This window comes from Pseudomonas sivasensis (assembly GCF_013778505.1).
Taxonomy (GTDB): Bacteria; Pseudomonadota; Gammaproteobacteria; order Pseudomonadales; family Pseudomonadaceae; genus Aquipseudomonas; species Aquipseudomonas sivasensis.
The window spans coordinates 391,402-417,329 of record NZ_JAAOWU010000002.1; the positions used below are offsets into that span (position 1 = coordinate 391,402).

Sequence of the window (25,928 nt, forward strand, 5' to 3'; positions counted from 1 at the left end):
GTTTATTTTTCCCATACGAGGTCAAGGCATGTTGGCTAGGAGCAAGGCATCGTAGTTGTCTACGGTAAATCCATAAACAGTGGCAGGCATGATGGTGACTGACGTGGCATCAGGGTGAGCGCTTGAAAATTCAGCGCTCAGCACCTCACCCGGCAAGATATAGGTGCGTGAAAGATAGGCTTTGGCTTTTTGCGGGTTCAGTTGCACCTCGGCGGCCAAACGAACGACATAGGGACTGTCGTTATGCACGCTCAACGTTTTGCCCTGCAGGCGCCAGGTCAGTAACTCCCAAGGCGCATTGTGCTGTGGCAGTCCCTTGGGATGGAGAATCAGCGGCAGGTTTTGTCGCAGGCTGATACCGATCGTCGCACCCGAGCCTGGCTGGGTTTGTGGGATACCCTCGAAGGTGACACGCTTCAAACGCTGAGTCTTGAGCGGTTCCTTGCCAATCAACATGAACCTCACCATTTGCAGTTGGCCACCATCCACCCTTGCAACCGGGGGAGTGACAACCACCAAGGGTTCCAGGTCTTCCGGAACATCTTCAATAGCCGAATGGAGTAGCGCAGGCCCGACGTCAGTATTTTTGACGTTAATACTGGCCTCGCCATCGGACTCATTTAGCACAATGACAGTGGTTTCAGGCTCCATGCCATCGGCGTACGCCACACCGCATAAAAGAAAGTTAACGCACACGCTAAACGCTAAAAAGAACTTCGACTTGGAGACGATACACATCCGACGCTTCCTTTACTTCGAACACAGCAAAACAGTCAGAACACGTTAAAACTTCAAACACCTAAAGTTTCAACGTGTGCTGACCGACTCAACATTGCTTACAAGTAACGTAACTCTAAGGTGGCATGGCCATCCAGATTGATACCCTCACCGACGGAAAAAGCAGAGGTCTTGTTGATAACCCCTTGCACTTGCAAGTTTCCGGAAACCACTGAAAGTTTAATCGGCGTAGTGGTCCCAGACGCCCAGCTTGTCAAATGCGGAGGCTGTGCCAGGGCCCCGTCGCCGACGGACCAAGTAACGCCGTTATTGTTCGAACCATTAACCCTGACCGTTTTACCGTCAGCAACGGTATTGGCCATGAACATAACGTAACCGCCAACTTTCTCACCTTTGGATGACGTGCCTAGCCCATAGTTAAAGGTGTCAACATAGGTCTGATTAAATGCACTTCGCATCATACCAGGCACTTTACTGCTTGCACGATTGTCCTGTGTCTTGATGCTTACCAAAGTAGGTGCATCGCATTTGACGGTAAAGGGCGTGCTTTTTTTATCCAACTTTGTGTAATGGGTGGCACTTAGCGAACTCGGTCGAATCATACCGTAATCAAATACCGAGTTGACTATCGTAAAGCTGCAGCTTGCGGGCGCGATGGTTCCTTTAACACGGACATCAGCTGCTTGGGCATTGAGCCCCGTCGCAGCCAAACATACACCCATCATTACAATAATTTTATTTTTCAAACTTATCACCTTTAACAAAAAAATGGATAGCCACAGATAAAGCTCGCCCATAGGCCTGGCACTGAAAAAATTCACTGCAGAGCGCCGTCGCCCCGCCGAAAAGCAATCAGCCCCAGTTGACCATTAGGGTAGTTATGTTCAGATGTACTTCAGTTCCAGCGTGGCATGACCGTCCAGCTTGATTTCATTACTGAGGCTGAGAGCGGATGTCTTATTAAGAATGGCCCGAACGTTTAGCGTACCGGACAGCGTGGAAAACTTCAGCGGTGTAAGGTCACCCGACCACCAGCTGGTCAAGACAGGAGTTTGCGCCATGGCACCGGCGATACCGCGCCAAACGCCACCATTGTCGAATGACTGCATAATATTGACAGCCTTGCCATCAGCCACCGAACTTCTCATGTATAAAATATAACCGCCGATATGTTCACCATTACCGGTATTACCAAGCCCGTAGTTATAGTTATCATTGTACTGCGAGCCATATTGAAGTGTTATGCCACCCACTTTACTTGCCGCACGATTATCCGTTGCACTTATAGCGACCCGAGCTTGTGCAGCACACTTTATGACGAACGGAGTGCTTTTGTTTGGTAACGGATTATATTGGGTGGCGCTTAAAGAGCTCGGATTGATTTTGCCATAATCAATGGTCGAATTTGTGAGTGTAAAACTGCAACTGGAAGGTGCAATGGAGCCTTTGACACGTAAGTCCGCAGCTTGAACGCTCAGGCAAGCAACTGCAAGGAACACGCCCCCAAACAAAGCACTTTTATTTTTCATATACAGTCCACCTTATTATCAAAGATCATTTATCTGCGCACAACTAAAAACTCAAACCATCTAAAAGCCAATCTTACAAGCCCACATTTAAAAGCCGCCCACACCGAACGCTCAACTATAAATAAATAACACCTAGGCAAAATCGCCGGACCGAAGTATTAACACTCCACCCCTTCAATTAAACCGGAAAAAATATCAATGATTGTAAGAGTACTCAGCGGCAGCCATTCCACACTGGAATATTCGTTGTGCGAATCAAAACAACAACTTGGAGAACTAATACAGAAGCATGTAGGAATTAGTTACCAATCCCATAAATAAAGCCCCGGAAATCAAGGACTACGGCATCTGTTAACTTTGTAATGCAATCGTCATGAAAATCTCCTACAACCCGCATCGGCAATTTCCGCTGAAGCCCTGATTGGAAATCCTATGGCGCTACGCGTTGGCGCCAGCGGTCGATCGTGGCACGATGGTCAGGTTATCGACCGAGACCCCCAAACCATGCCGCAATCCCAAGCCAAGAATCTGTCCCTGATCGCCGCCATAGACCTGGGTTCCAATAGCTTTCACATGGTCGTGGCTAAGGCCCAGAACGGCGAAATCCGCATCCTTGAACGGCTCGGCGAGAAAGTGCAACTGGCTGCCGGGATCGACGACGCCCGCCAGCTCAATGAAGAATCCATGCAGCGCGGGCTCGATTGCCTCAAGCGTTTTGCGCAGCTGATTAACGGTATGCCCCTGGGCGCGGTGCGGATTGTCGGCACTAATGCCCTGCGCGAAGCGCGCAATCGCGGCGAATTCATCCGCCGCGCCGAGGAAATCCTCGGCCACCCGGTAGAAGTCATCTCCGGCCGTGAAGAAGCGCGCCTGATCTATCTAGGCGTGTCCCACACCTTGGCCGACACCCCCGGCAAGCGTCTGGTGGCGGACATCGGCGGCGGCAGTACCGAGTTCATCATCGGCCAGCGTTTCGAACCGCTGCTACGCGAAAGCCTGCAGATGGGTTGCGTCAGCTATACCCAACGTTACTTTAAGGACGGCAAGATCACTCCGGCGCGCTACGCCCAGGCCTACACCGCAGCGCGGCTGGAAATCATGAGTATCGAACACGCCCTGCACCGCCTGACCTGGGATGAGGCCATCGGCTCGTCTGGCACCATCCGTGCTATCGGCCTGGCACTCAAGGCCGGCGGCCATGGCACGGGTGAGGTCAACGCCGAAGGCCTGGCGTGGCTCAAGCGCAAGCTATTCAAACTGGGGGACGCCGAGAAAATCGACTTCGACGGCATCAAGCCCGACCGTCGCACCATTTTCCCGGCCGGCCTGGCGATTCTCGAAGCCATCTTCGACGCCCTCGAACTGCAACGCATGGACCACTGTGACGGCGCCCTGCGCGAAGGTGTGCTCTACGACCTGCTGGGCCGCCATCACCACGAGGACGTACGTGAGCGCACGCTCAGCTCGCTGATGGAGCGTTATCACGTCGACCTGGAACAAGCCGCCCGTGTGGAACGCAAAGCCTTGCACGCGTTCGACCAAGTGGCCGAGGACTGGGACCTGGAAGATGGCGTATGGCGAGAGCTGCTGGGCTGGGCCGCTAAGGTGCATGAGGTAGGCCTGGATATCGCCCACTACCATTACCACAAGCACGGCGCCTACCTGATCGAGCACTCCGACCTGGCCGGTTTCTCCCGGGAAGACCAGCAGATGCTCGCACTGCTGGTGCGCGGCCATCGTCGCAATATTCCCAAGGATAAGTTTGCCGAGTTCGGTGATGAAGGCATCAAGCTGATCCGCCTGTGCGTACTGCTGCGCTTCGCGATCCTGTTCCACCACATTCGCGGCACCCAGGAAATGCCCCAGGTGAGCCTGCGCGCCAATGGCGAGAGCCTGGATGTCGTGTTCCCGAAAGGCTGGCTGGATGAGAACCAACTGACCCAGGCGGACTTCGCCCAGGAAGCGGAGTGGCTGACACGAGTGGGGTTCAGCCTGAACCTGCGCTAGAGAACACCGGAAACAACTGTGGGAGGGGGCTTGCTCCCGATGGCGGTGGACCAGTCAATGAATCTATTGACTGACACTCCCTCATCGGGAGCAAGCCCCCTCCCACATTTTCAGACCGCGTCGGTGCTTAGTTCACCGACAGAATCGGACTGCCCAACTTCTCCAGCAACGTCGCCTGCGCACTGCGTGGGTTCTGGTTGCCGGTCGGCGTGTTGCGCACGTAACGGCCGTCGGATTGCAGGCTCCAGCTGTGGGTGTTGTCGGTCAGGTAGCTTTCCAGCTCTTTCTTAACCCGCATGATCAGCTTCTTGCCCTCTACAGGGAAGCAGGTCTCCACACGCTTATCCAGGTTGCGCTCCATCCAGTCGGCACTGGACAGGAACATCTGCTCTTCGCCGCCGTTGAGGAAGTAGAACACCCGCGTGTGCTCCAGGAAGCGGCCGATGATCGAACGCACATGGATATTGTGCGACACGCCAACAATGCCCGGACGCAGGCAGCACATGCCACGCACCACCAAGTCGATACGCACGCCGGACTGGCTGGCCTTGTACAGCGCGCGGATGATCTTCGGATCGGTCAGCGAGTTGAACTTGGCAATGATGTGCGCCGGTTTGCCGTCGAGGGCGAACTGGGTTTCGCGGGCAATCATGTCGAGCATGCCCTTCTTCAGGGTGAACGGCGCGTGCAGCAGCTTCTTCATGCGCAAGGTCTTGCCCATGCCGATTAACTGGCTGAACAACTTGCCGACGTCTTCACACAAGGCGTCGTCGGAAGTCAGCAGGCTGTAGTCGGTATAGAGCTTGGCGTTGCCAGCGTGGTAGTTGCCGGTACCCAAGTGGGCGTAGCGCACGATCTCACCCGCTTCGCGGCGCAGGATCAGCATCATCTTGGCGTGTGTCTTGAAGCCCACCACGCCGTAGATCACCACCGCGCCGGCCGCTTGCAGACGGCTGGCCAGTTGCAGGTTGGATTCTTCGTCGAACCGCGCACGCAACTCGATTACCGCAGTGACTTCCTTGCCGTTGCGCGCAGCGTCCACCAGGGCATCGACGATTTCCGAGTTGGCGCCGCTGCGGTACAGGGTCTGGCGTACGGCCAACACGTGCGGGTCCTTGGCGGCCTGGCGCAGCAGGTCGACCACCGGAGTGAAGGACTCGAACGGGTGCAGCAGCAGGATGTCCTGCTTGCTCACAACGCTGAAGATGTTCTCGCTGTTTTGCAGCAGTTTCGGGATCTGCGGCGTGAACGGCGTGTATTGCAGCTCCGGGTGGCTGTCCAGGCCGGTGATGCTGAACAGACGCGTAAGGTTCACCGGACCGTTGACCTGATACAACTCGGTCTCGCCCAGGTTGAACTGCTTGAGCAGGTAGTCCGACAGGTGTTTCGGGCAGGTGTCGGCCACTTCCAGGCGCACCGCATCGCCGTAGCGCCGCGAGAACAGCTCGCCGCGCAGGGCACGGGCCAAGTCTTCGACGTCTTCGGAGTCGAGCGCCAGGTCGGCGTTACGGGTCAGGCGGAACTGGTAGCAGCCCTTGACCTTCATGCCTTGGAACAGATCATCGGCGTGGGCGTGGATCATCGAGGACAGGAATACATAGTTGTCGCCAGCGCCCCCCACCTCTTCCGGCACCTTGATGATCCGTGGCAGCAAACGCGGCGCCGGGATGATCGCCAGGCCGGAATCGCGACCGAAGGCGTCGATACCTTCCAGCTCAACGATGAAGTTGAGGCTCTTGTTCACCAGCAATGGGAACGGGTGCGTCGGGTCGAGGCCGATCGGCGTGATGATTGGCGCGATCTCGTCACGGAAATAGCGACGCACCCACGTTTTGATCTTGGTGGTCCAGTGACGGCGACGGATGAAGCGGACCTGATGTTTTTCCAGCTCCGGCAGCAGGATGTCGTTGAGGATCGCGTATTGGCGGTCCACATGGCCGTGCACCAGCTCGCTGATGCGCGCCAACGCCTGGTGCGGTTGCAGGCCGTCGGCGCCGGCTTGTTCGCGGGCGAAGGTGATCTGCTTTTTGAGGCCGGCAACACGGATCTCGAAGAACTCGTCCAGGTTGCTGGAGAAAATCAGCAGGAATTTCAGCCGCTCCAGCAACGGGTAGGACTCATCCAGCGCCTGTTCCAGCACGCGGATGTTGAATTGCAGTTGCGACAGCTCGCGGTGGATGTAAAGGCTGCTGTCATCCAGGTTGGTCACCATCGGCACTGGCGCCGGCGCTGGTACTTCGGCCACCACGGCAGGCGGAGCCGGTTCCAGCTCCGGCGGGGTCTCGGCGACTTGTTCAACCACCGGGTGAGCGTCTTTTACTGCAACTTCGGAGAGTCCTTCGGTATTCATCGAGTGTTCCTGTGAGGGCTATTGTTGCTCTCTAAGCAATTGGGCGGCGCGGGCGGCAAAGTAGGTCAGAATGCCATCAGCTCCGGCACGTTTAAAGGCCGTCAGGGATTCCAGAATCACCCCTTCACTCAACCATCCATTCTGTATTGCAGCCATGTGCATGGCGTATTCGCCGCTGACCTGATAGACAAAGGTCGGCACCTTGAATTCATCTTTGACCCGCCAAAGGATGTCCAGGTACGGCATCCCCGGCTTGACCATCACCATGTCGGCGCCTTCGGCCAGATCGGCCGCCACTTCGTGCAAGGCTTCATGGCTATTGGCAGGATCCATCTGGTAAGAGGCCTTGTTGGCCTTGCCCAAATTCAGTGCCGAGCCCACCGCGTCCCGGAACGGGCCGTAGTAGGCGCTGGCGTACTTCGCTGAATAGGCCATGATTCGCACATTGACGTGGCCGGCCAGCTCCAGGGCTTCGCGAATCGCCTGGATGCGGCCGTCCATCATGTCCGAAGGTGCGACCACCTGGGCGCCTGCCGCGGCGTGGGACAAGGCCTGCCTGACCAACGCATCGACGGTGATGTCGTTCTGAACATAGCCGTCTTCGTCCAGGATGCCATCCTGACCGTGGGTAGTGAACGGGTCCAACGCCACGTCGGTGATCACCCCCAACTCAGGGAAACGCTCGCGCAGAGCACGTGTTGCGCGCTGGGCGATCCCTTGCGGGTTCCAGGCTTCGGCCGCATCGAGGGACTTGAGTTCAGCCGGCGTGACCGGGAACAGCGCCAACGCCGGAATCCCCAGTTCGACCCAACCCGCCGCCTCTTCCAGCAGCAGATCAATGGTCAGACGCTCCACCCCTGGCATTGACGCAACGGCTTCCCGACGATTTTCGCCATCGAGCACAAACACCGGCAGGATCAGATCATTCGTCGTCAGTACGTTTTCACGAACCAGACGGCGAGAAAAATCATCACGGCGATTGCGACGCAGACGAGTGGCTGGGAACAGGCGATTGGCAGGGGTAAAGCTCACGACAGACTCCTGAGCCCGGGTTTACGGGCGAGCGTTGCAGTTATAAGCGGCCATTATGACGAAGGTATGACAGTTGTGCTTATCGATGCGACCTGTAGTCGCATTCGTCGTTTATGTAGGAATTGTTCACTTCGTGACACATCTCGATACTTTCATGAATGTTCACGAAGGCGTAGGCTGCGCGTTCATTTCGCCAGCACCCAGACCATGCTTCAACAATTTCTGCATGACTTCGGCTACTTTGCCCTCTTCCTCGGGACGTTCTTTGAAGGCGAGACCATTCTGGTGCTCGCAGGCTTCCTGGCGTTCCGTGGCTATATGGATATCAACCTGGTGGTGGTCGTTGCCTTCTTCGGCAGCTACGCCGGCGACCAGCTTTGGTATTACATGGGGCGCAAGCACGGCCGCAAACTGCTGGCACGCAAGCCGCGCTGGCAACTGATGGGCGACAAAGCACTGGAACATATCCGCAAACACCCGGATATCTGGGTGCTGAGTTTCCGCTTCGTCTACGGATTGCGCACGGTGATGCCGGTCGCGATTGGTCTGTCGGGCTACCCGCCACTGCGCTACCTGATCCTCAACGGGATCGGTGCTGCCATCTGGGCAGCGGCTTTGGGTGCGGCGGCTTATCACTTCGGCGCAGTACTGGAAGGCATGCTCGGCAGCGTCAAAAAGTACGAATTGTGGGTGCTCGGCGCGTTGTTGTTACTAGGCTTTGGCCTGTGGCTGCGGCGCCGCTTCAAGAACGCTCGAATCGCCCGCCAGGCCTGTGCAGATGCCAAGGCCCGGCTCGCGGCCGAGCCTGCCTCGATCGAAGCGCCTAAGACACCAGTCGAGTAAGCCGGCTTCTACAGCAGTAGAGGCCGATCACGCTGAGCAGGCTATAACTCAGCAGCCCAAGCCAGCCCAAGTGGCTGGCCGGCCACAGCCCCACCTGCGGTGCCAGCCACACCAGCGGTACATTCAATGCCAGCCGTACCAGCTCAGCCCTCAAGGTCCACGGGCGATTCTCCAGAGCCACGCCCAACGTAAACAACCCAAACGCCATCGCGCCCCAGCCCACAATCAGCGCGGTGGCGGGCAAACCCTCGCCGAAATTCATCAAATAGCTGCCAAACCCCACATACGCAGCAAACTGCAGGGCGATGTACACCTGTTGGCGCGCGTCCAGCGGCACGTCGAATTTGCGGAACTGGCTCAAGTCAGGCTTGGCCAGGGGGTATTTGGCCTTCACGTCAGCAGGGCGCCAGCCGGTGCGCATGAACCAGATGCGCAGCTTGTCCCACTTACTCTCGGTACGCCGCGCATCGCTCCAAAGCTGCGCATAAAACTGCAAGTTGGCCCACAGCGGGTTCCAACTCGCCAAGGGGGTCGTCACACCAAAAACCACCGGTTCGTTGTCGTCTTCTTCCTGGAAGGTGCCGAACAGCCGGTCCCAAAGAATGAACACCCCGCCGTAGTTGCGATCCATGTAAAGAGCGTTCTGTGCATGGTGGGCCCGATGATTGGATGGCGTGACGAAGAACCACTCGAACCAGCCGAGCTTGGGCACATGACGGGTGTGCACCCAGAATTGATAGAGCAGGTTGAGCGAGGCGACGCTGATGAATACCACCAACGGCACACCGAGCACGGCCAGGGGCAGGTAGAAAATCCAGCTCAGCAGAAACCCGGTGCTGGTCTGGCGCAGGGCGGTGCTGAGGTTGTAGTCCTCGCTCTGATGATGCACCGAGTGTGCGGCCCACAGGATATTGCGCTCGTGCCCCATCCGGTGCAGCCAGTAGTAGCAGAAGTCGTAGAGCACAAAGGCGAAGACCCAGGTCCAGACACTCTGGGCAGGCAGTTCGATCAGCGCCAAGTGCTTGAGGGCGAATGCGTAGGTCAGCAGCCCGACGCCCTTGGTCAACAACCCCGTGGTGGTGGACAGCACACCGGTGCTGAGGCTGTTGATGGCGTCCGCGACCCGGTAGTTGCGCTGGCCGCGCCAACGGTCAGCGAGCAATTCCACCACGATCAAGGCGATGAAAAACGGTACCGCGTAAGGCACGAAGTCCATGAGCTAGTCCGGTCTATTGTTGTGGCATCAAGATTAGGTGCAGCGACGCGAGATCCCATTGGCAACAGGTTACAAATTAGTAGACATTTAACGCCAAGACCCCAGGAGAAATGCCCATGAGCAAAAAGATTGCAGTGATCCTTTCCGGCTGCGGCGTGTATGACGGCGCAGAGATCCAAGAAAGCGTGATCACCCTGCTGCGCCTGGACCAGCGCGGCGCTCAGGTCCAATGCTTTGCCCCCGACATTCCACAGCTGCACGTAGTCAACCATCTCACCGGTGAAGAGATGCCTGAGTCACGTAATGTGCTGGTGGAGTCGGCGCGCATTGCCCGAGGCGAGGTGAAGGACATCAAAGAGGCCAATGCCGAAGAGTTTGATGCGTTGATCGTGCCCGGCGGGTTTGGTGCGGCGAAGAACCTGTCGGACTTTGCTGTAAAAGGCGCAGAGTGCAGCGTTAATCCACAAGTATTGGCACTGGCTGAAGCCTTTGCCGAAGCCGGAAAGCCGGTCGGGCTGATCTGCATCTCACCGGCCCTGGCCGCAAAAATCTACGGCCCTGGCGTGACCTGCACCATCGGCAACGACACCGACACCGTCGCAGCCCTGGACAAAATGGGCGCCTCCCATCAGGAGTGCGCGGTTGAAGATATCGCCGAAGACACGGCGCGCAAGCTCGTGAGTACGCCGGCCTATATGCTCGGCAAGAACATCAGCGAGGTGGCTTCAGGCATCAACAAGCTGGTGGACCGGGTATTGGAACTGACCCACGAAAACGACTGATCCGCTCACACAACACTAGATTGTGGTGAGCGGGCTTGCCCCGGGCGAGGTACGGAAGTCAGGCGGGGCGCATCAACTGGGTGAGGATGCGGTCGAGCGAGTTGGCGAACGCCTGCTTATCCTTCTCGCTATGGGGCGGCGGCCCACCGCCCATCTGGCCTTGCTCACGCAGATCGGTAAACAGGTTACGCACCGCCAACCGCTCACTCATGTTCGCGGGGCTGAACTCCTTGCCCCGCGGGTCGAGCGCCGTGACACCCTTTTTCACAAGGCGGTCGGCCAACGGCACATCGCTGCAGATCACCAGTTCGCCGGGCACGGCGTGCTCTACCAAGTAATCATCCGCCGCGTCCGGACCACTGGGCACCACGATCAGCTTCACGCAGGCAAAGCTCGGCTTGATCTGGCTCTGCCCAGCCACCAGCACCACCTCGAACTGGCGTTTGAGGGCAAACTTCACCACTTGGTCCTTGGCCGCCCGAGGGCAGGCATCGGCGTCAATCCATACCCGCATAGTCAAGCCGTCACGCGGCGTTTTTCGGCCAAACGACTGCGACCATACAGCACCACAATCGCCAGGATCGCTAAGGCCTGGGCGCTCAACGAATACGCGTCGGCGTGGATACCCAGCCAGTCGAAATCAAAGAATGCCACTGGCCGCGTGCCGAAGATGCCGGCTTCCTGCAACGCCTTGACGCCATGTCCGGCGAACACCACCGACAGCGCGCACAGTAGCGCCGCGTTGATGCCGAAGAACAGCGCCAGCGGCAACCTCGCCGAACCGCGCAGGATTACCCAAGCCAGGCCCACCAGCAGCACCAGCGCCGTTGCACCGCCCGCCAGCACCGCGTTGTGCCCGGCCGGGCCGGCTTGAAGCCACAGGGTTTCGTAGAACAGGATTACTTCGAACAACTCGCGGTATACCGAGAAGAACGCCAGCACCGCGAAACCAAAACGCCCACCGCCGCCCACCAAGCTGCTCTTGATGTAGTCCTGCCACGCCGCTGCATGGCGGCGATCATGCATCCAGACGCCCAGCCACAGCACCATGACACTGGCGAACAGGGCCGTGCAGCCTTCAAGCAATTCGCGCTGGGCCCCACTGACATCAATGACATACGCCGCCAATGCCCAGGTGGCCAAGCCCGCCAGCAACGCCAGGCCCCAGCCGACGTTAACGCTGCGCACCGCCGATTGCTGGCCGGTGTTACGCAGGAAGGCAAGGATCGCTGCCAGCACCAAAATTGCTTCCAGGCCTTCGCGCAGCAGGATCAGCAGGCCTGAGATGTAGCTCAACGACCAACTCAAACCGTCGCTGCCCAGCAAACCGGCGGATTCGGTGAGCTTGCCCTTGGCCACGTCCAGGCGCTGCTGCACCTGCTCAATCGGCAAGCCATCCTGCAACGACTGACGGTAGGCCATCAGGGCCTTCTCGGTATCTTTGCGCACGTTAGCATCGACGTTATCCAGGGAGCTTTCCACCAGCTCGAAACCTTCCAGATAAGCCGCAACGGACAGGTCGTAGGCTTGTTCGTGGTCGCCATTACGGAACGCGGCGAGGCTCTTGTCCAAGGTCGTTGCGGTGTAGTCGAGCAACTGGGCCGGGCCACGCTTGACCTGCGGTGGTTGCGCACGCTGGGCGCGGAAGGTTGCGGCAGCGGCCGGGCCGTCTGCGGCCAACACTTCGTTGGGGGTTCGGCGAGCCAGATCGGCGAGGTTGAAGGGCTGCTCACTTTTTGCCGCAGCCGGGTCAGCGGTGAAGCCAGCGATGTAGGTCGCCAGGTCCCAGCGCTGACGGTCGTCCAACTGATCGGCAAAGGACGGCATATCGGTGCCTTCGACGCCCAGGCCCAGAGTGTTATAGATCGCGTAGAGGCTCAGACGATCCAGGCGCGCGGCATCCCGCAGGTTGGCAGGCGGCGGTGTGAGGCCCACGCCCGCCGGGCCATCACCCGCGCCGGCAGTGCCGTGGCACACCGAGCAATGCTGGGCATAGAGCGGTGCACCGCGCGTCGGGTCGGGCGTGATGGCCGGGGCCTGACTGACTTCATAAGCGATGGCCAACTTGGCGCCCAACTGACGGGCCTGGCGGGCGACGGTCGCGCCATCCTCATGCGCGTTGACAGCTGACAGTAATTCATCAACGCCCTTTACCAGCTCGGCACGCTCGGGTCTTTGCGGCAAGTCCGCCACCAACCCCTGCAACACCCCGAGAAACTCCACCTGCTCGCGAAATTCCGAATCATCCACTACCTTGCCCGCCTCCACCGTCGGCGGGTAGTCAGCGCCAATGTAGTCCAGCAAATGCAGGGCTTGTGGCGCGCCTTCGGCAGTTGCCGCCAACAGGTTGGAGCTGCACGACATCAACGCCGGCAACATCAGCCAGGCGAGAAAACGGAAGGGGGCAGTCATGAACGAATCTCAAAGGGAAATACGAAGTAACACATTGTTAAGGCTTATCCGGTTTGACTCAAGGTGTAAGTGATGGGGTGCGGATAAGGACCCTGGATTTTTGCAGTCGAATAGTGGCACTTCGGCATGGCTTACCCATATGGGCTCCAAATCGGTTCACTCACACAGGTAACAGCTATTAACCGGTAGGGACGATTTCGCGAGGATCTGGCCATGCTCTGGAGAACTCCCACAGCCACTCAACCGTACTGGGCCTGACGCTGGTGGAGGATTTCAGCCGGTCAACACACGCACCTTTGAGATCACCTCGGCATTTACCACCACGGTGAGGGCCAGGACACCAAACTGGTGAACAGCCGCAATGTGCGCGTTAGCCTGAACCGCCCGAATGGTATGAAAGAAGTGGCAAAGGCACTCGGAGAGGATGTGGAGCAATTGGGTGGTGGGCATCAAGCGCCCAACCTACCGGTGTTGCGTAATAACGTGCCTAGGAATGAAGCGCCGAAGACTTTGCGCAGAGCGGTGATCCTCTGGGCGACACAAACCCAATGTAAGAGGGGGCTTGCTCCCGATAGCAGTGTCTCAGTCAGTTTAGCTGTAGCTGAGACACCGCCATCGAGAGCAAGCCCCCTCCCACACTTTTGACCCCGTTTCTTCAGTTATGCCGTAGCGCGGTGCAAGCTGGCCAGGAAACCCGCAGCCCCAACGAACAATCCGGCAAACGTGCGGTTAACACGTTTTTGCTGCTTAGGCGTACGCAACAGCCGCAGCACTTTTGACGCCAATCCCGTATATCCCGCCATCACGATCATATCGACGCTGATCATCGTCGCGCCCAGGATCAGATACTGGATCAGCAAAGGCGCCTGCGGGTTCACGAACTGCGGCAGTACCGCCAACATGAACACTAGGGCTTTTGGATTGCTGGCGTTGACCAGAAAGCCACGGAACATCATCGCCATCGGCTTGCCGATCGGACGTGGCGCCGCGTCATCGGTCATGTCCATGGGCAAGGCGCGCCATTGCTTGATAGCCAGGTACACCAGGTACGCCACACCAAACCATTTGATCGCATAGAACGCGGTCGACGACGCCGCCAGAATGGCACCCAAGCCGCCCGCCACCACAGCAATCTGCATCGCCAGGCCCAATTGCAGGCCAATGGCATTCCAATAACCGCGCACGAAACCATATTGCAGGCCGCTGGACATCGAAGCGATGGCACCGGCGCCAGGGGAAAGGGAGATGATCCAACTGGCCAGGAAAAAGGCCAGCCACGTATCGAGTGCCATTGCACACCTCGGGAGAGAGTCAGCGATTGTTGTGCCTAAAGCTAACTCCGCCGACCAGAGGCTGGCTATAGATTTTTACGCGCGGTGAATGCTAGCGGTCACCAGGAAACACATGGGTGCCTGGCCAGCGTCGTACAGAGCGTTGGAAGAATAGGCTGTTTGGGACCTGCACCATCGCGCTGTCGGTGCCGGCTTCCGCCACTTCGATCAGCGTGGTGTAGAGCAGATTGATTGCCACCACACGGCCTTTCACCCCCGGCTTGTCGACCGTATCCACCAGCTCGACGATGTCACCAATGCGGAACGGCCCAACGGTGAAGATTAAGATCGCGCACAGCAGGTTCGACAGCACCGACCACATCGCGAAGAACGCTACGGCGGCAACCGCAACAAACCCCGACAGCGCCGTCCACAACACCGTGGCGGACACGCCCAGGCGACCCAGCACGAAGATCAGCGCACTGCCCATGATCAGCCAGCGCAAGCCACCGCGCAGCGGCATCAACAGTTGCGGCGGAAACGGGTAGCGCTCACCCAAACGGGTCAGGCCTTTGGCAACGAAACGCTGGGCGAGGTATGCGCCCAGCAGGATCAGCAGGATTTGTACGCCGATCCACGCGGGCTCGACCCATTGCGTGGGTATCGGCAACTGCAACGCCTCCATCAGGACAGCGCCTCCAGCTCCGCTTGCAGGGTTTCAAGCAGTTCGAGGGCTTCCATCCAGGTTTCCTCCAACTGCCCTTCACGCACCTTGAGCTTGGCCTGCTCGGCCAGCAGGTCACGCAGCTCGTCCTTGCGGGCCGCCTCGTATACAGCGCTGTCGCCCAAACTGGCTTCGATCTTGGCCAGGCGCTCGTGAACCTTGCCCAGCTCGGCTTCGAGCTTGTCGGCTTCGCGCTTATGCGGCGCCAACTGTTGGCGCAATGCAGCAGCAGCCTGACGTTGAGCCTTCTTGTCAGTCTTATCCGGGTTAACCGGTGTGTTGCTGACCGGCGCGTTGCGCAGACGGTAATCCGTCAGCCAGCGTGCGTAGTCATCGAGGTCGCCGTCGAACTCTTCGACTTTGCCATCTGCGACCAGCAGGAAGTTATCGGTGGTGCTCTTGAGCAAGTGGCGATCGTGAGACACCACCAGCACCGCACCGCTGAACTCCTGCAGGGCCATGGTCAGCGCCAGGCGCATTTCCAGGTCCAGGTGGTTGGTGGGTTCATCGAGCAGCAGCAGGTTTGGGCGGTCCCAGGCGATCAGCGCCAAGGCCAGGCGGGCCTTTTCGCCACCGGAGAAGTTCAGCACCGGCTCATCGATACGCGCGCCACGGAAGTCGAAACCACCTAGGAAATCACGCAGGGTTTGCTCGCGCTCGGTCGGCGCCAGGCGTTGCAGGTGCAGCAACGGACTTGCCTTGGAATCGAGAGAGTCCAGCTGATGCTGGGCGAAGTAGCCCACCACCAGGTTCTCACCACGAGTCAGGCGGCCGGCCAAAGGTTGCAGCTCGCCCGAGAGGTTCTTGATCAGGGTCGACTTGCCCGCGCCGTTGGGGCCGAGCAAACCGATGCGCGCGCCTGGCGTGAGCTGCAGTTTGACCTTTTCCAGGATGGTTTTTTCGCCATAACCCAGGCGAGCATCCGAGAGGTCCAACAAGGGACTGGAGATCTTCACCGACTCGCGGAACACAAAGTCGAATGGCGAATCGACGTGGGCCGCCGACAGTTCTTCCATGCGCTCCAACGCCTTGATCCGGCTTTGGGCCTGACGGGCCTTGGTGGCCTGGGCCTTGAACCGTGCGATGTAGCTTTCCATGTGCGCACGCTGCGCCTGCTGCTTCTCGAACGCCTGCTGCTGCTGGGCCAGGCGCTCGGCACGCGCACGTTCGAACGCGGTGTAGCCGCCACGGTAGAGGGTGATCTTCTTCTGTTCGACGTGGGCGATGTTGTCGACCACAGCATCGAGGAAATCCCGGTCGTGGGAAATCAGCAGCAAAGTGCCCTGGTAGCTCTTGAGGAAGTCTTCCAGCCACAGGATCGCATCGAGGTCCAAGTGGTTGGTTGGTTCGTCGAGCAGCAACAGGTCCGAGGGGCACATCAGCGCCTGGGCCAAGTTAAGGCGCATGCGCCAGCCACCGGAAAAGTCGGCGACCGGCCGGTCCATCTGCTCGTTGGTGAAGCCAAGGCCGGCAAGCATCTTGCGGGCGCGGGCGTCGGCGGTGTAGCCGTCGGCGCTGTCGAGTTCCGCGTGCAGGCGGGCCTGTGCGGCGCCATCCTGGGCTTTCTCGGCCTCGGCCAGGTCGTGTTGCACCTGGCGCAGACGCAGGTCGCCATCGAGCACGTAGTCGATCGCGATGCGGTCCAGGGTGTCGATCTCCTGGCGCATATGGGCGATGCGCCAGTCGGCGGGCAGCAAGCAGTCCCCGGAATCCGGGGTCAGCTCACCCAGCAACAGGGCAAACAACGTGGATTTGCCGGCGCCGTTGGCACCGATCAGGCCGGCTTTGTGACCGGCGTGCAGGGTCAGCTCGGCGTCTTCGAGAAGACGTTGCGGGCCACGCTGTAATGTTAGGCTTTGAAGTCGGATCATAATGGCGGCGGAGTCTACCAGCTTCGTTGCCCGCTGGCTTGGGTGTGAATATGTGCGCTGACCTGTGGAGCTTTGCCCTCTCGACTTACGCCCGTCCGGGCGTGGAAGCCGCTTGTCTGCGCTTGCAGGAACAAGGAGCGGATGTGTGCCTGCTGCTGTGTGGGGCATGGCTGGAACATCGTGGCGTGGCGCTGACCTATGAGCGCATTCAAGCGTTAACACAGATAGCCGGGCCGTGGCAGAAGCAAGTCATCGAGCCCTTGCGACAAGTGCGCGTGCAATGGCGGACGTTGGCACAGCAGGACGAACAGCTGGCGGCGTTACGGGAGCGGGTCAAAGCCCTGGAGTTGGAGGCGGAGCGCGGGCTACTGACACGCCTGGAGGCGCTGGCGCAGAACTGGATGAGCGCAGAGGTGAGCGGGGGTCAGAAATGGCTTGAAGGACTGGGGGCTGAGGCGGCCAACAACCTTGACCACGACGCGCTGCAACACTTGCGCGCCGTGGCCACCGGCACTTAGGAAGCGCTGGTTGGGGTGGTGTTCGATGCTGCCGGTGCAGGAGTGCTGCTGGCCGGTGCTGTTGGAGCGGTGGAGGCTGTCGGGGCGGTTGCAGTTGTTGCTGGTTTTGCAGCAGCAGGCTTAACAGCTGGTTTTGCAGCGGCAGGCTTAGCAACTGGCTTGGCGGCTGGTTTTGCAGCAGCAGTCTTAGCAACTGGCTTGGCGGCTGGTTTTGCAGCAGCAGTCTTAGCAACTGGCTTGGCGGCTGGCTTTGCAGCAGCAGTCTTAGCAGCTGGCTTGGCGGCTGGTTTTGCAGCAGCAGTCTTAGCAACTGGCTTGGCGGCTGGTTTTGCAGCAGCAGTCTTAGCAGCTGGCTTGGCGGCTGGTTTTGCAGCAGCAGTCTTAGCAACTGGCTTGGCGGCTGACTTTGCAGCAGCAGTCTTAGCAGCTGGCTTGGCGGCTGGTTTTGCAGCAGCGGTCTTAGCAACTGGCTTGGCGGCTGGTTTTGCAGCAGCGGTCTTAGCAACTGGCTTGGCGGCTGGTTTTGCAGCAGCGGTCTTAGCAGCTGGCTTGGCGGCTGGTTTTGCAGCAGCAGTCTTAGCAGCTGGCTTGGCGGCTGGTTTTGCAGCAGCAGTCTTAGCAGCTGGCTTAGCGGCTGGTTTTGCAGCAGCAGCCTTAGCAGCTGGCTTGGCGGCGGCTTTGGCGGGTGCCTTCGCTGCAAATGCTTTTGCAGGTGTACGAGCGCCCAGCACTTTCGCCACGGCTTCTTTAACACGACCAACGCCCTGGGCCAATTTCAGGCTTTCCTGAGCATCTTTCTTGAGTTGGGAAATGTACGCGCGCGTTTCAGCTTGGCGATCCTTGAGGGCGTCCAGCAGGTCCTCAAGTTCTTTGACAGCGTCTTTGGCTTTGGCTTGTGCCTTGGCCTTGCCGGCGGTGGCGGCGTCTTGCAGTTTGGTACGGGATTTATGCAGCTTTTCTTGCGCCTTACCGCGTTGTTTTTCCAACTTGGCGAGCAGTTTTTCTGCATCGGCCAACGCTTGGGAACACGCGCTTTCCAGATGTTCGAGCAGGCTGCTCGACAGTTGTTGGAGTAAGTGCAACGGGGTATTAACAGGCTTCTGTTTGGCCGACATGGTTTACCTCCTGGCTGACGTGGGTGCGGCTCATACTAGCCCTCTGCTCTTACCGCCGCTAGGGCATGTTGACAGTATCGTTTGCCTTGCGTTGCACGGTACGAAAATTCTTATCGATATATCGAAAACACGCGACACTTTTTACCCTTTCACACTGGCATAATCCGTCGCACTTTCGGCGGGAGAATGCCCATGTCGCGTTACCTTTTTCTTGTTCTGGGCTTGGCAATTTCCGTAGCCAATGCGGGCGAGCAATCACCCTCCAAAACGGCAGACCGAGAGCAGCACGACCTTGCCTACAGCCTGGGCGCCAGCCTCGGTGAACGCCTGCGCCAGGAAGTGCCGGACCTGCAGATCCAGGCGTTGATCGAGGGCCTCAATCAAGCCTATCAAGGCAAGCCGCTGGCGTTGGATAACAAGCGCATCGAACAGATTCTTGCCCAGCATGAAGCGCAGGCCGAAGCCGACGCCCAAGCACCCAAAAGTGAAAAGTCGCTCGCAGCTGAACAGCAGTTTCTAGCCAAGGAAAAAACTGCAAAAGGGGTGCGCGAATTAGCTGACGGAATCCTGCTCACGGAACTGACACCCGGCAGCGGCAGCAAACCTGGAGCTAATGATCAGGTTCAAGTGAAATACGTTGGGCGGTTACCCGATGGCACAGTCTTCGATCAGAGCACACAGCCCCAGTGGTTTCGCCTGGACAGTGTGATCAGCGGCTGGAGCAGTGCGTTACAACAGATGCCGGTGGGAGCGAAATGGCGCCTGGTGATTCCATCAGCCCAAGCCTACGGTGCCGACGGCGCGGGCGAGTTGATCCCGCCTTACACGCCATTGGTATTCGAGATCGAGTTACTCGGCACTCGCCAATGATCCAATAAAAAACGGTGCGTCATGCGCACCGTTTTTTTAAATCACCGTTGAGGATCAAGCCTGAGTGGCTGGCTCTTCCTTGTGAGCATTGTGCAGCACTTCGATCAAGCAATCTTCCAGTTCGAAGCGCTCATGCAACAGCGCGCCCAACTCCTTGAATTTTTCGGCAACGCAGTTTCCGGCATCACACAGGTCGGTGAACGCCAGAAGCTTCTCGGTGATGACATCAATGCGTGGGTAAATGGTTTCGGCCAAGTCGAGACCACGTTGATCGTCGAAGGCTTCGGCCTCCTTGGTCAGCTGCTCGTAGACGCCGAAGTGGCCGGCCGACACGTAGTCCACCAAGACACCACAGAAATCCTGCAACGGCTCGCGATTCTCACCCAGTGCCTCAGGCTTGGCGCCGAGAGCATCAAAGGCCCGAACCAGTTCGTGACGTGCCTTCAACCAGCTGTCGATCAGCTTGTGCACCCCACCCCAGCGTTCCTGAGCATTCTGACAACTTTCCAGCATGATGATCTCTCTTCCCTATAGGGGCGCTGCCGCCTGATGCCCGCGCAACACTTCAAGGAGTAAGCCGCAGCGGGACAAGGCCGCATCTGACAAGCAAACGGTTTTAATAACGCGTGCGGGCCAGATTATGCCCGCACGACTATGGCTTCAAGGTACGCAGGAGAGAAAGTTCATACAAGTGTTTAATCCCATCCTACAAACCGCGACCTTCGTTCAGCGCCCTACCGGACGCAGGGGACGGCTCAAATACAGCCGTGAAAACTGTATGACACCGAGGACTAGCATGCCCAGGAAGAACAACAGGCTCCATTCGGGAAGGCTCAAGTCGAACAGCGTCCAGCTTATTTCCACACAATCGACGGTACCCTCGACCACCAATCGTAAGGCCTGCCACACCGAGAGGTTATCGATCATGTGGCTCAGGCTGGGCCAGCAATCGGCGGCCTGATCCGGTGCGGCATTTTGCAGCAGCACCTGACGCACAGCGGTAACGGCACCCAACAATGCACATCCCATGCTCGTCAGCCCGTACAGGTAGTAAGTGGATCGACTGGATGAATGGATAGCGGCAACCAGATTGATGAGCGTGAATGCGGCCAGAAAGGCCCGTTGTATCTGGCACAGGAAGCACGGGCGTAACGATGCACCGAACTCAAGATAGAAGGACGCGCCCAACGTCAGCGCACCCGCCATGAACGCAAGAAAAAACAAGGAGCGTGAAGGGGCCAAAGACATGCTTTATCCGCACAGCGAGAGATAGGTCGTTACGGTAGAGGAAAGGCCCGACCCCTTTCAATACGCGACAGAGCAGACAGTTCTGTGAGATCGCAGGGATATCCCGCATAAGCATGAAAGACTTCGAGCATCCCAGTGTAGGAGTTTGCAGTAGAGCGCTTAAAACCCAGCATCTGCTGGGCATTGAAGGGCTAACTCTCAGACGTATCTGAGCAAACCCTCCATTCCTTTCCTACATCAAGACCGGGTAGGAACTGGCAGCGGAGAGGCCAGTAAGCGGTTATCCAGCAGACCCAAACCTTCTTGGAACAGTTGGTTGCTGCGCTCGGTATCACCCAACTGGGCCAATAACCGCGCCAGCTCGGCACACGCCTCAGGATTACGCTGCACTTGAAGGCTACTTTCCAGATAATCCCGTGCCTTGCCCCACAGGCTGTTTTGCAAGCACAGACGACCCAACGTCAGCAGCAGGCTGGCATCACCCGGATGATCCTTGAGCCACCCCTCGGCAAACTTCAATTGCCTGGCCTGGTCACCGCCGCGCAGCAGGCCGTACAGACGAATCAGGTGGCTGTCATAGCCGCGCTTGATAGCACCGCGCAACGCCTCCTCCGCCTTGGCATCGGCGCCCAGCTGGCGCAGTTGCTCAGCGTAAGCCAGCACCAACTGCGGCTCCTGACGCTGAGCCGAAGTGAGTTGCTGCCAGGCCCGCTCAAGGGACTGCAAACCCGCTTCGCCCTGCTCTTCGCGCTGAGCAGCCAGGCTCAGGTTCTCGCCCCAGGCACGGCGCTCCAACTCGGCCAGTTCGCTGGCAGGCAGCACTTTGTCCTTGCGCAGCTCCGGCAGCAGTCGGATGACCGAAGACCAGTCGCCTCGCTGCTGGTGCAAACGCTGCAATTGGCGCAATACCTGGGCGTTATGGGGATGACGCTCGTGCATGACCTGCAAGGTCGTCAACGCGCCGTCAGTATCGCCACGGTCCAACTGCAATTGCGCATGGCTCAACGCGACCGCCAACTCCGCTTGGGGCTGACGCTCCAGCGCACGCGCCAGCAAACCGTCGGACTCCTCATAACGGCCCTGCTCATTCGCCGCACGGGCCGCGCCCAGGTAGTACAACAAAGGCTGGCGCTCAGCTTCAGCTGCACGATGCAGATGACGCTCAGCGCTGGCCCAGCGGCCCTCAGCGAGGTCCATCTGGCCCTGTTCGATGGCGATCTGCACACGGCGACTGCGGTTACGCCGAGACCACGGGTTGACCACGCCACCGGAGGTGGTCACCAGGCTCAGCAACACGCGAATCAGGTAAATGGCGAGGCCGATGGCAAACACTGCTACCACGGTCGCCCATAGGCTCGACTCGTAATGCAGCACATGAGGATAGGTAATCAGCACATAGCCGGTGTGTTTCGAAATGCCCACAGCGAGTGCCAGGGCGATCGCAACCACCAGCACCAGGATCACATAGAAACGCTTCATCGGCTCTACTCCTGGATCGCCGGCTTGCCAGCCGCCGCCTTAGCTTCGTCAGCAGACACATGACGACGTTCTAGGTACGCCTGCACCGCAGCCAGACTCGCCGCCAGGTCCGGTGTCACTACCGACACAGCTTTTGGCTCAAGCTCGGCGATACGCGCCAGCATCGCCTTGCTCTGCGGATTGTCCTGGTTGAAGTTGTCCTGCAACACGCTGCGCGCCTCGCCCAGCGAACGGCTGTACACCGCCGACTCTCCATTGAGCGCCGCCCATTGCGCCTGCTCCAGCGCCAGACTCAGGGCCAGGCGAACTTGGTTCAGCCCCTGACCGGCGAGCAGTGGTCGAATGTTATCGTCGGGATTGAAGTCGATGCGGAAGTAACGGGAAATCTGCTCCCACCACTGTCTCCAGCGGCTATCCGTATCAGTGCTTGGACGCCCCTGCCCAGAGGGCTCGGTGAGTTGATATTCAGGGGCAATGGCTGCCAACTGCACAACCTGGTCACGCAAGGCTGCCAATTGCAGATAGAGCCCGGTACGGTCCGGCTGCTCGGTACTGCGCAACGCGGCCAGGCTCTTGGCCAATTGTTCTCGCGCAGCGTAGGAACCTGGATCGCTCTGCTCGCGAAGAATCTCGTCGGCACCCTGCACCAGCGCCTGGGCACTGTTGATATCTTGCAGGGCGGACAGCCGCAAACTCGCCAGACGGATCAGGTGCTCGGCCTCGGCCAGGCGCCAGTCTTTACGGCTGGCCCCCAGCACGGTTTCCAGACGCTGGTTAAGGCGCTGCTGATCACCTTGCAACTGGGCGACCAGACGGCGGCGCTCTTCCAACTCGTCAGCGCCCGGCAACTGGGCCAAGCGCGCAGCCAGTTGCTGCTGACTTTGCTTGAGGGACTGGGATTGGTCATCCAAGGTCTGCACCTGACCCAGCTGCTGCTGGCTGCTGGCTTGCAGGGCGCGGACCTGCCAGATCCCCCAACCTCCGGCAGCAACACCCACGGCGCCAAGCAGCAAGGCGACAACTGCCAGGCCATTGCCACGGCGCGGCGTGGTGACCGGTGACTCAACCGGCGCATCGAGTGCGGGTTGGGTTTCATCTTTAGGCAAGGCTGTTTCGCTCACGTATCCGTCCTTTGCGTATCAGAGAGTGGGAACGGGATGACTCCGTAACGCCACTAACAAAGCCGCGGCACTCGCGCCGCGACAATCCACAACTTTTTCTGCGCCAGCAGCCCGTGCCATCTCGGCGACTCGTGGGCTGGGCACGAACAACGGCAGCTGTGCCACCTGTGGCCAATCGGGGCCGGCCAAGGCTTGCAGGTGCAAAAAACCCTGCCCACTGCTGACCACCAGGCCGTTCAAGCGTTCCAACTGGATGCGTTGCACCAGCACACCGGCGTCATAGGTCGGCAGGAAACGGCGGTACAACTCCAGATAGTCGACACTAGCACCTTGCTCGCGCAAACGCTCCGCCAGCAACTCTCGACCGCCCTCGCCACGCAGAATCAACACCCGTGAATCGCGGCACGCGATAGCCTCGCGCAACGCCGGTAATTGAAGCAAGGCCTCGCTGTCGTCGCCGCTTTGGGGATAGTGAACGTTCAGGCCCTGATCGGACAGTACCTGCGCAGTTCCGGCGCCGACGCTGAACCAAGGAATTTGTGGCTTGGGATGATGAGCCAACTGCTGCAGGGCAAGGCGCGCAGCGGGCTTGCTCACCACGATCACCGCGCAATAGCGATGCAGGTCACGGAAGACAGCCTGTTGCTCGGGCGTGATGGGTAACGGCTCAGTGTCCAGCAGGGGCAAACTGCTGCTGAAAATGCCGGCTTCAGATAACGACGCCGCCAGGGCGGTCGATTCCTCTGCAGGCCTCGTCAGCAGCACTCGCCACCCACTCACTGCGGACCGGCCTCACCGTAGACTTTTTGCAGAATGGCACCAGCGCCTTTATCCAGTAGCTCTTCAGCGACCTGGATACCCAACGCCGTGGCATAACGCTGCGGCCCGCGCACTTCTGCCGTCAACAAGGTGCCGCCGTCAGGGTCGCCGACCAGGCCACGCAGCCACAGGTCTTCACCTTCGAGCACGGCGTAGCAAGCAATCGGCACTTGGCAGCCGCCATTGAGGTGCTTGTTCAGAGCTCGCTCGGCTGTGACACGCACTTCGGTATCGTGGTGATCGAGCGGCTTGAGAAGTTCGTGGATTTGGCTGTCGGCGGTGCGACATTCGATGCCCACGGCGCCCTGCCCACCCGCTGGCAAGCTGTCTTCGACGCTGATGGCGGAGGTGATGCGATCTTCGAAACCCAGACGGATCAAACCAGCGGCAGCCAGGATGATCGCGTCATATTCGCCAGCATCCAGCTTAGCCAGGCGAGTGTTGACGTTGCCACGTAGAAAGCGGATCTGCAGGTCTGGACGGCGGGTCAGCAGCTGGGCCTGACGACGTAAGCTGGAGGTGCCGACGATGCTGCCCAGCGGCAGCTCATCCAGGGATGCATAGGTGTTGGAAACGAAGGCATCACGCGGGTCTTCGCGCTCGCAGATGCAAAAAAGGCCCAGGCCTTCGGGAAAGTCCATGGGCACGTCTTTCATCGAATGCACGGCGATGTCGGCTTCGTTTTCCAGCAGCGCAGTTTCCAGTTCCTTGACGAACAGGCCCTTGCCCCCGATTTTCGACAGTGGCGAGTCAAGCAGCTTGTCGCCGCGACTGACCATGGGCACCAGGGACACCGTGAGGCCGGGATGGGCCTGTTCAAGGCGTGCTTTGACGTATTCGGCCTGCCATAAGGCCAGAGCACTTTTACGGGTGGCGATGCGGATTTCGCGAGAGGACATGGATCAATCCGTACTGAATAGATACGGCAGATAATAACAGCTCAGGCAAATGCGCTTTGATTTGAATCAGCAAGTGCGGGGCCTCCCTGGCCACGTCGCACCGGGATAAGGAATGCAGGCCTCGCTACAGCCCTCGAACTAAAGCTGCTGCATCATTTTGCGCACGCCCGCGACATGGCGTCGACTGACGATCAAAGCATCGCCGTTAAGCCCTTTAAGGAACAACTGGAAGTGTCCCAGAGGTGTGCGTTGAAGACGTTCGATCCGCTCGCGGGCCACCAACGCATTGCGGTGGATACGCACGAAGCGTTCGCCGAACTCATCCTCAAGGGCCTTGAGCGGCTCATCGAGCAACACTTCGCCAGCCTCATGTCGCAGGGTCACGTACTTGTGATCGGCAATAAAATAAACAACCTGGCTCAGTGGGATCAGCTCAATCCCTTTGCGCGTACGTGCGCTGATGTGGCTGCGCGGCCCGTTACCACTTTGGGCGGCAGGCTGGGTCAAGGCTGCCAGTTGGGCGCGGTTGGGGCGCTCGGCTTTCTTCATGGCCTTGAGCAAGGCTTCGGCAGTCACTGGTTTAATCACAAAGCTGACGCCACTGGCTTCCAGCGTCTGCTCAGCAAACTCTTCTTGCGCGGCGCATAACACCACGGCGGGTGGCGATTCTCGCTCGCTCAGCCGGGCGGCGACTTGCAGGCCATCAAGGCCCGGCATGCGGATATCGAGCAACACCAGGTCGGGCTTGAGGCTGTCGATCAGCGTCAACGCCTCCTCCCCGTTGGTGGCACTCGGCTCAAGGACTGTATAACCCTCAAGTTCACTGACCAAGCGGGTCAGTCGCTCGCGGGCTTGGGGTTCGTCATCAACGATCAGGACATTCATATAGCGCTGGATTCCTGCGTGAGTCTCGCACAAGGATAGCGTAGACAGGTGCGGTGACTTGCGTCACAGCGATCCACGCTAAGACTAGCGCGAGCGGCAAAAAGTGCCCTGACAGCGGCACCCATATTTACCCGGACCTGTTCAATAGCGCCCAAGACCTGCTGCCATCGGGCATCGTCGTAGGGTTTGCTGATACACA

Annotated in this window: 24 protein-coding genes and 2 pseudogenes; 6 read left to right on the forward strand and 20 right to left on the reverse strand. The window is 58.9% G+C overall.

The window, feature by feature from the left end; all coding sequences use genetic code 11:
• Nucleotides 1-21: 21 nt before the first annotated feature.
• The 3 genes from G9Q84_RS05385 to G9Q84_RS05395 form a co-directional block, all read right to left on the reverse strand.
• The gene (locus tag G9Q84_RS05385; protein WP_081797568.1) at nt 22-738 is read right to left on the reverse strand and encodes a fimbria/pilus chaperone family protein; all 717 of its coding nucleotides are present in this window, start codon (nt 736-738) and stop codon (nt 22-24) included.
• Nucleotides 739-836: 98 nt separating this feature from the next.
• Nucleotides 837-1,559, reverse strand: coding sequence for a DUF1120 domain-containing protein (locus tag G9Q84_RS05390; protein WP_181642997.1), 723 nt, complete (start codon nt 1,557-1,559; stop codon nt 837-839).
• A 63-nt stretch (nt 1,560-1,622) separates the two neighbouring features.
• A complete protein-coding gene (locus G9Q84_RS05395) occupies nt 1,623-2,267 on the reverse strand; it encodes a DUF1120 domain-containing protein (protein ID WP_122681935.1) in 645 nt (214 codons plus the stop codon).
• A gap of 504 nt (nt 2,268-2,771) precedes the next feature.
• Between G9Q84_RS05395 and ppx the strand changes: the two genes are divergently transcribed.
• Nucleotides 2,772-4,274, forward strand: coding sequence for an exopolyphosphatase (gene ppx / locus G9Q84_RS05400; RefSeq protein ID WP_032884523.1), 1,503 nt, complete (start codon nt 2,772-2,774; stop codon nt 4,272-4,274).
• Between the two features lie 127 nt (nt 4,275-4,401).
• On the opposite strand, the gene ppk1 is transcribed toward ppx, so the two are convergent.
• Complete coding sequence (gene ppk1, locus G9Q84_RS05405; RefSeq protein WP_032884322.1) at nt 4,402-6,624, reverse strand: polyphosphate kinase 1; 2,223 nt, start codon at nt 6,622-6,624, stop codon at nt 4,402-4,404.
• An 18-nt stretch (nt 6,625-6,642) separates the two neighbouring features.
• Entirely contained in the window at nt 6,643-7,656 is a 1,014-nt protein-coding gene (hemB, locus tag G9Q84_RS05410) for a porphobilinogen synthase (RefSeq protein WP_032884324.1), read from the reverse strand.
• Nucleotides 7,657-7,863: 207 nt separating this feature from the next.
• Between hemB and G9Q84_RS05415 the strand changes: the two genes are divergently transcribed.
• Nucleotides 7,864-8,499 (forward strand): DedA family protein, encoded by a 636-nt coding sequence (locus G9Q84_RS05415; protein ID WP_032884326.1) that lies wholly within the window; start codon nt 7,864-7,866, stop codon nt 8,497-8,499.
• Here the strand turns inward: G9Q84_RS05415 and G9Q84_RS05420 are convergent.
• On the reverse strand, nt 8,480-9,715 hold the full coding sequence (locus G9Q84_RS05420) for a sterol desaturase family protein (protein ID WP_181642998.1): 1,236 nt from the start codon (nt 9,713-9,715) through the stop codon (nt 8,480-8,482). The genes G9Q84_RS05415 and G9Q84_RS05420 overlap by 20 nt on opposite strands.
• A 116-nt stretch (nt 9,716-9,831) precedes the next feature.
• On the opposite strand from G9Q84_RS05420, the gene elbB reads away from it, so the two are divergent.
• On the forward strand, nt 9,832-10,497 hold the full coding sequence (gene elbB / locus G9Q84_RS05425) for an isoprenoid biosynthesis glyoxalase ElbB (RefSeq protein WP_032884330.1): 666 nt from the start codon (nt 9,832-9,834) through the stop codon (nt 10,495-10,497).
• Between the two features lie 58 nt (nt 10,498-10,555).
• Here elbB and G9Q84_RS05430 read toward each other — a convergent pair whose 3' ends face one another.
• Both G9Q84_RS05430 and G9Q84_RS05435 read right to left on the reverse strand, forming a co-directional pair.
• On the reverse strand, nt 10,556-11,011 hold the full coding sequence (locus G9Q84_RS05430) for a YaiI/YqxD family protein (RefSeq protein ID WP_032884331.1): 456 nt from the start codon (nt 11,009-11,011) through the stop codon (nt 10,556-10,558).
• Between the two features lie 2 nt (nt 11,012-11,013).
• Nucleotides 11,014-12,909 carry a cytochrome c/FTR1 family iron permease gene (locus tag G9Q84_RS05435; RefSeq protein ID WP_181642999.1) on the reverse strand — a complete coding sequence of 632 codons (1,896 nt, stop codon included), beginning with the start codon at nt 12,907-12,909 and terminating at the stop codon, nt 11,014-11,016.
• Nucleotides 12,910-13,127: 218 nt separating this feature from the next.
• On the opposite strand from G9Q84_RS05435, the pseudogene G9Q84_RS29130 reads away from it, so the two are divergent.
• Nucleotides 13,128-13,425, forward strand: a pseudogene (locus G9Q84_RS29130) (penicillin-binding protein activator LpoB); the annotation flags it as partial.
• Nucleotides 13,426-13,568: 143 nt separating this feature from the next.
• Here the strand turns inward: G9Q84_RS29130 and G9Q84_RS05445 are convergent.
• From G9Q84_RS05445 to G9Q84_RS05455, 3 genes are all read right to left on the reverse strand, one after another.
• Nucleotides 13,569-14,201: a LysE family transporter gene (locus G9Q84_RS05445; protein WP_032884337.1), complete on the reverse strand. Its 633-nt coding sequence runs from the start codon at nt 14,199-14,201 to the stop codon at nt 13,569-13,571.
• A 91-nt stretch (nt 14,202-14,292) separates the two neighbouring features.
• Nucleotides 14,293-14,865, reverse strand: coding sequence for a mechanosensitive ion channel family protein (locus G9Q84_RS05450; RefSeq protein ID WP_032884339.1), 573 nt, complete (start codon nt 14,863-14,865; stop codon nt 14,293-14,295).
• Entirely contained in the window at nt 14,865-16,775 is a 1,911-nt protein-coding gene (locus tag G9Q84_RS05455) for an ATP-binding cassette domain-containing protein (RefSeq protein ID WP_032884341.1), read from the reverse strand. Before G9Q84_RS05455 ends, G9Q84_RS05450 begins: the two co-directional genes overlap by 1 nt.
• Nucleotides 16,776-16,825: 50 nt before the next feature.
• Here G9Q84_RS05455 and G9Q84_RS05460 point away from each other — a divergent pair, with 50 nt between their 5' ends.
• Nucleotides 16,826-17,293 carry a TIGR02444 family protein gene (locus G9Q84_RS05460; RefSeq protein WP_122681930.1) on the forward strand — a complete coding sequence of 156 codons (468 nt, stop codon included), beginning with the start codon at nt 16,826-16,828 and terminating at the stop codon, nt 17,291-17,293.
• On the opposite strand, the gene G9Q84_RS05465 is transcribed toward G9Q84_RS05460, so the two are convergent.
• On the reverse strand, nt 17,290-18,408 hold the full coding sequence (locus tag G9Q84_RS05465) for an AlgP family protein (protein ID WP_181643000.1): 1,119 nt from the start codon (nt 18,406-18,408) through the stop codon (nt 17,290-17,292). The genes G9Q84_RS05460 and G9Q84_RS05465 overlap by 4 nt on opposite strands.
• A 192-nt stretch (nt 18,409-18,600) precedes the next feature.
• Here G9Q84_RS05465 and G9Q84_RS05470 point away from each other — a divergent pair, with 192 nt between their 5' ends.
• On the forward strand, nt 18,601-19,278 hold the full coding sequence (locus G9Q84_RS05470) for an FKBP-type peptidyl-prolyl cis-trans isomerase (RefSeq protein ID WP_181643001.1): 678 nt from the start codon (nt 18,601-18,603) through the stop codon (nt 19,276-19,278).
• Between the two features lie 54 nt (nt 19,279-19,332).
• Here G9Q84_RS05470 and G9Q84_RS05475 read toward each other — a convergent pair whose 3' ends face one another.
• The 8 genes and pseudogenes from G9Q84_RS05475 to G9Q84_RS29710 all read right to left on the reverse strand — a co-directional run.
• Nucleotides 19,333-19,791, reverse strand: a complete 459-nt coding sequence (locus tag G9Q84_RS05475) for an Rsd/AlgQ family anti-sigma factor (RefSeq protein WP_032884346.1) — start codon at nt 19,789-19,791, stop codon at nt 19,333-19,335.
• A 213-nt stretch (nt 19,792-20,004) separates the two neighbouring features.
• The gene (locus G9Q84_RS05480; RefSeq protein WP_095185188.1) at nt 20,005-20,526 is read right to left on the reverse strand and encodes a disulfide bond formation protein B; all 522 of its coding nucleotides are present in this window, start codon (nt 20,524-20,526) and stop codon (nt 20,005-20,007) included.
• A 237-nt stretch (nt 20,527-20,763) separates the two neighbouring features.
• A complete protein-coding gene (locus G9Q84_RS05485) occupies nt 20,764-22,005 on the reverse strand; it encodes a heme biosynthesis protein HemY (protein WP_122754201.1) in 1,242 nt (413 codons plus the stop codon).
• Nucleotides 22,006-22,010: 5 nt separating this feature from the next.
• Nucleotides 22,011-23,126, reverse strand: a complete 1,116-nt coding sequence (locus G9Q84_RS29135) for a uroporphyrinogen-III C-methyltransferase (RefSeq protein ID WP_032884350.1) — start codon at nt 23,124-23,126, stop codon at nt 22,011-22,013.
• 18 nt (nt 23,127-23,144) lie between these two features.
• Nucleotides 23,145-23,906, reverse strand: a complete 762-nt coding sequence (locus tag G9Q84_RS29140) for a uroporphyrinogen-III synthase (RefSeq protein ID WP_338104075.1) — start codon at nt 23,904-23,906, stop codon at nt 23,145-23,147.
• The gene (gene hemC / locus G9Q84_RS05495; RefSeq protein ID WP_181643002.1) at nt 23,903-24,844 is read right to left on the reverse strand and encodes a hydroxymethylbilane synthase; all 942 of its coding nucleotides are present in this window, start codon (nt 24,842-24,844) and stop codon (nt 23,903-23,905) included. Before hemC ends, G9Q84_RS29140 begins: the two co-directional genes overlap by 4 nt.
• Before the next feature lie 138 nt (nt 24,845-24,982).
• A complete protein-coding gene (locus G9Q84_RS05500) occupies nt 24,983-25,729 on the reverse strand; it encodes a LytR/AlgR family response regulator transcription factor (protein ID WP_095185190.1) in 747 nt (248 codons plus the stop codon).
• Nucleotides 25,726-25,842, reverse strand: a pseudogene (locus G9Q84_RS29710) (sensor histidine kinase); the annotation flags it as partial. The pseudogene G9Q84_RS29710 and the gene G9Q84_RS05500, both read right to left, overlap by 4 nt.
• Between the last annotated feature and the right edge of the window lie 86 nt (nt 25,843-25,928).

What these genes read in the sequence shown, in the direction of transcription:
- ppx (WP_032884523.1), top strand. Translation starts at nt 2,772, where the DNA reads ATGCCGCAATCCCAAGCCAAGAATCTGTCCCTGATCGCCGCCATAGAC.
- G9Q84_RS05460 (WP_122681930.1), top strand. Translation starts at nt 16,826, where the DNA reads ATGTGCGCTGACCTGTGGAGCTTTGCCCTCTCGACTTACGCCCGTCCG.
- G9Q84_RS05395 (WP_122681935.1), bottom strand. Translation starts at nt 2,267, where the DNA reads ATGAAAAATAAAAGTGCTTTGTTTGGGGGCGTGTTCCTTGCAGTTGCT.
- G9Q84_RS05385 (WP_081797568.1), bottom strand. Translation starts at nt 738, where the DNA reads ATGTGTATCGTCTCCAAGTCGAAGTTCTTTTTAGCGTTTAGCGTGTGC.
- elbB (WP_032884330.1), top strand. Translation starts at nt 9,832, where the DNA reads ATGAGCAAAAAGATTGCAGTGATCCTTTCCGGCTGCGGCGTGTATGAC.
- G9Q84_RS05485 (WP_122754201.1), bottom strand. Translation starts at nt 22,005, where the DNA reads ATGAAGCGTTTCTATGTGATCCTGGTGCTGGTGGTTGCGATCGCCCTG.
- G9Q84_RS05470 (WP_181643001.1), top strand. Translation starts at nt 18,601, where the DNA reads ATGTCGCGTTACCTTTTTCTTGTTCTGGGCTTGGCAATTTCCGTAGCC.
- G9Q84_RS05430 (WP_032884331.1), bottom strand. Translation starts at nt 11,011, where the DNA reads ATGCGGGTATGGATTGACGCCGATGCCTGCCCTCGGGCGGCCAAGGAC.
- G9Q84_RS05480 (WP_095185188.1), bottom strand. Translation starts at nt 20,526, where the DNA reads ATGTCTTTGGCCCCTTCACGCTCCTTGTTTTTTCTTGCGTTCATGGCG.
- ppk1 (WP_032884322.1), bottom strand. Translation starts at nt 6,624, where the DNA reads ATGAATACCGAAGGACTCTCCGAAGTTGCAGTAAAAGACGCTCACCCG.
- G9Q84_RS05475 (WP_032884346.1), bottom strand. Translation starts at nt 19,791, where the DNA reads ATGCTGGAAAGTTGTCAGAATGCTCAGGAACGCTGGGGTGGGGTGCAC.
- G9Q84_RS05465 (WP_181643000.1), bottom strand. Translation starts at nt 18,408, where the DNA reads ATGTCGGCCAAACAGAAGCCTGTTAATACCCCGTTGCACTTACTCCAA.
- G9Q84_RS05415 (WP_032884326.1), top strand. Translation starts at nt 7,864, where the DNA reads ATGCTTCAACAATTTCTGCATGACTTCGGCTACTTTGCCCTCTTCCTC.
- hemC (WP_181643002.1), bottom strand. Translation starts at nt 24,844, where the DNA reads ATGTCCTCTCGCGAAATCCGCATCGCCACCCGTAAAAGTGCTCTGGCC.
- G9Q84_RS05420 (WP_181642998.1), bottom strand. Translation starts at nt 9,715, where the DNA reads ATGGACTTCGTGCCTTACGCGGTACCGTTTTTCATCGCCTTGATCGTG.
- G9Q84_RS05455 (WP_032884341.1), bottom strand. Translation starts at nt 16,775, where the DNA reads ATGATCCGACTTCAAAGCCTAACATTACAGCGTGGCCCGCAACGTCTT.
- G9Q84_RS05445 (WP_032884337.1), bottom strand. Translation starts at nt 14,201, where the DNA reads ATGGCACTCGATACGTGGCTGGCCTTTTTCCTGGCCAGTTGGATCATC.
- G9Q84_RS05435 (WP_181642999.1), bottom strand. Translation starts at nt 12,909, where the DNA reads ATGACTGCCCCCTTCCGTTTTCTCGCCTGGCTGATGTTGCCGGCGTTG.
- G9Q84_RS05450 (WP_032884339.1), bottom strand. Translation starts at nt 14,865, where the DNA reads ATGGAGGCGTTGCAGTTGCCGATACCCACGCAATGGGTCGAGCCCGCG.
- G9Q84_RS05500 (WP_095185190.1), bottom strand. Translation starts at nt 25,729, where the DNA reads ATGAATGTCCTGATCGTTGATGACGAACCCCAAGCCCGCGAGCGACTG.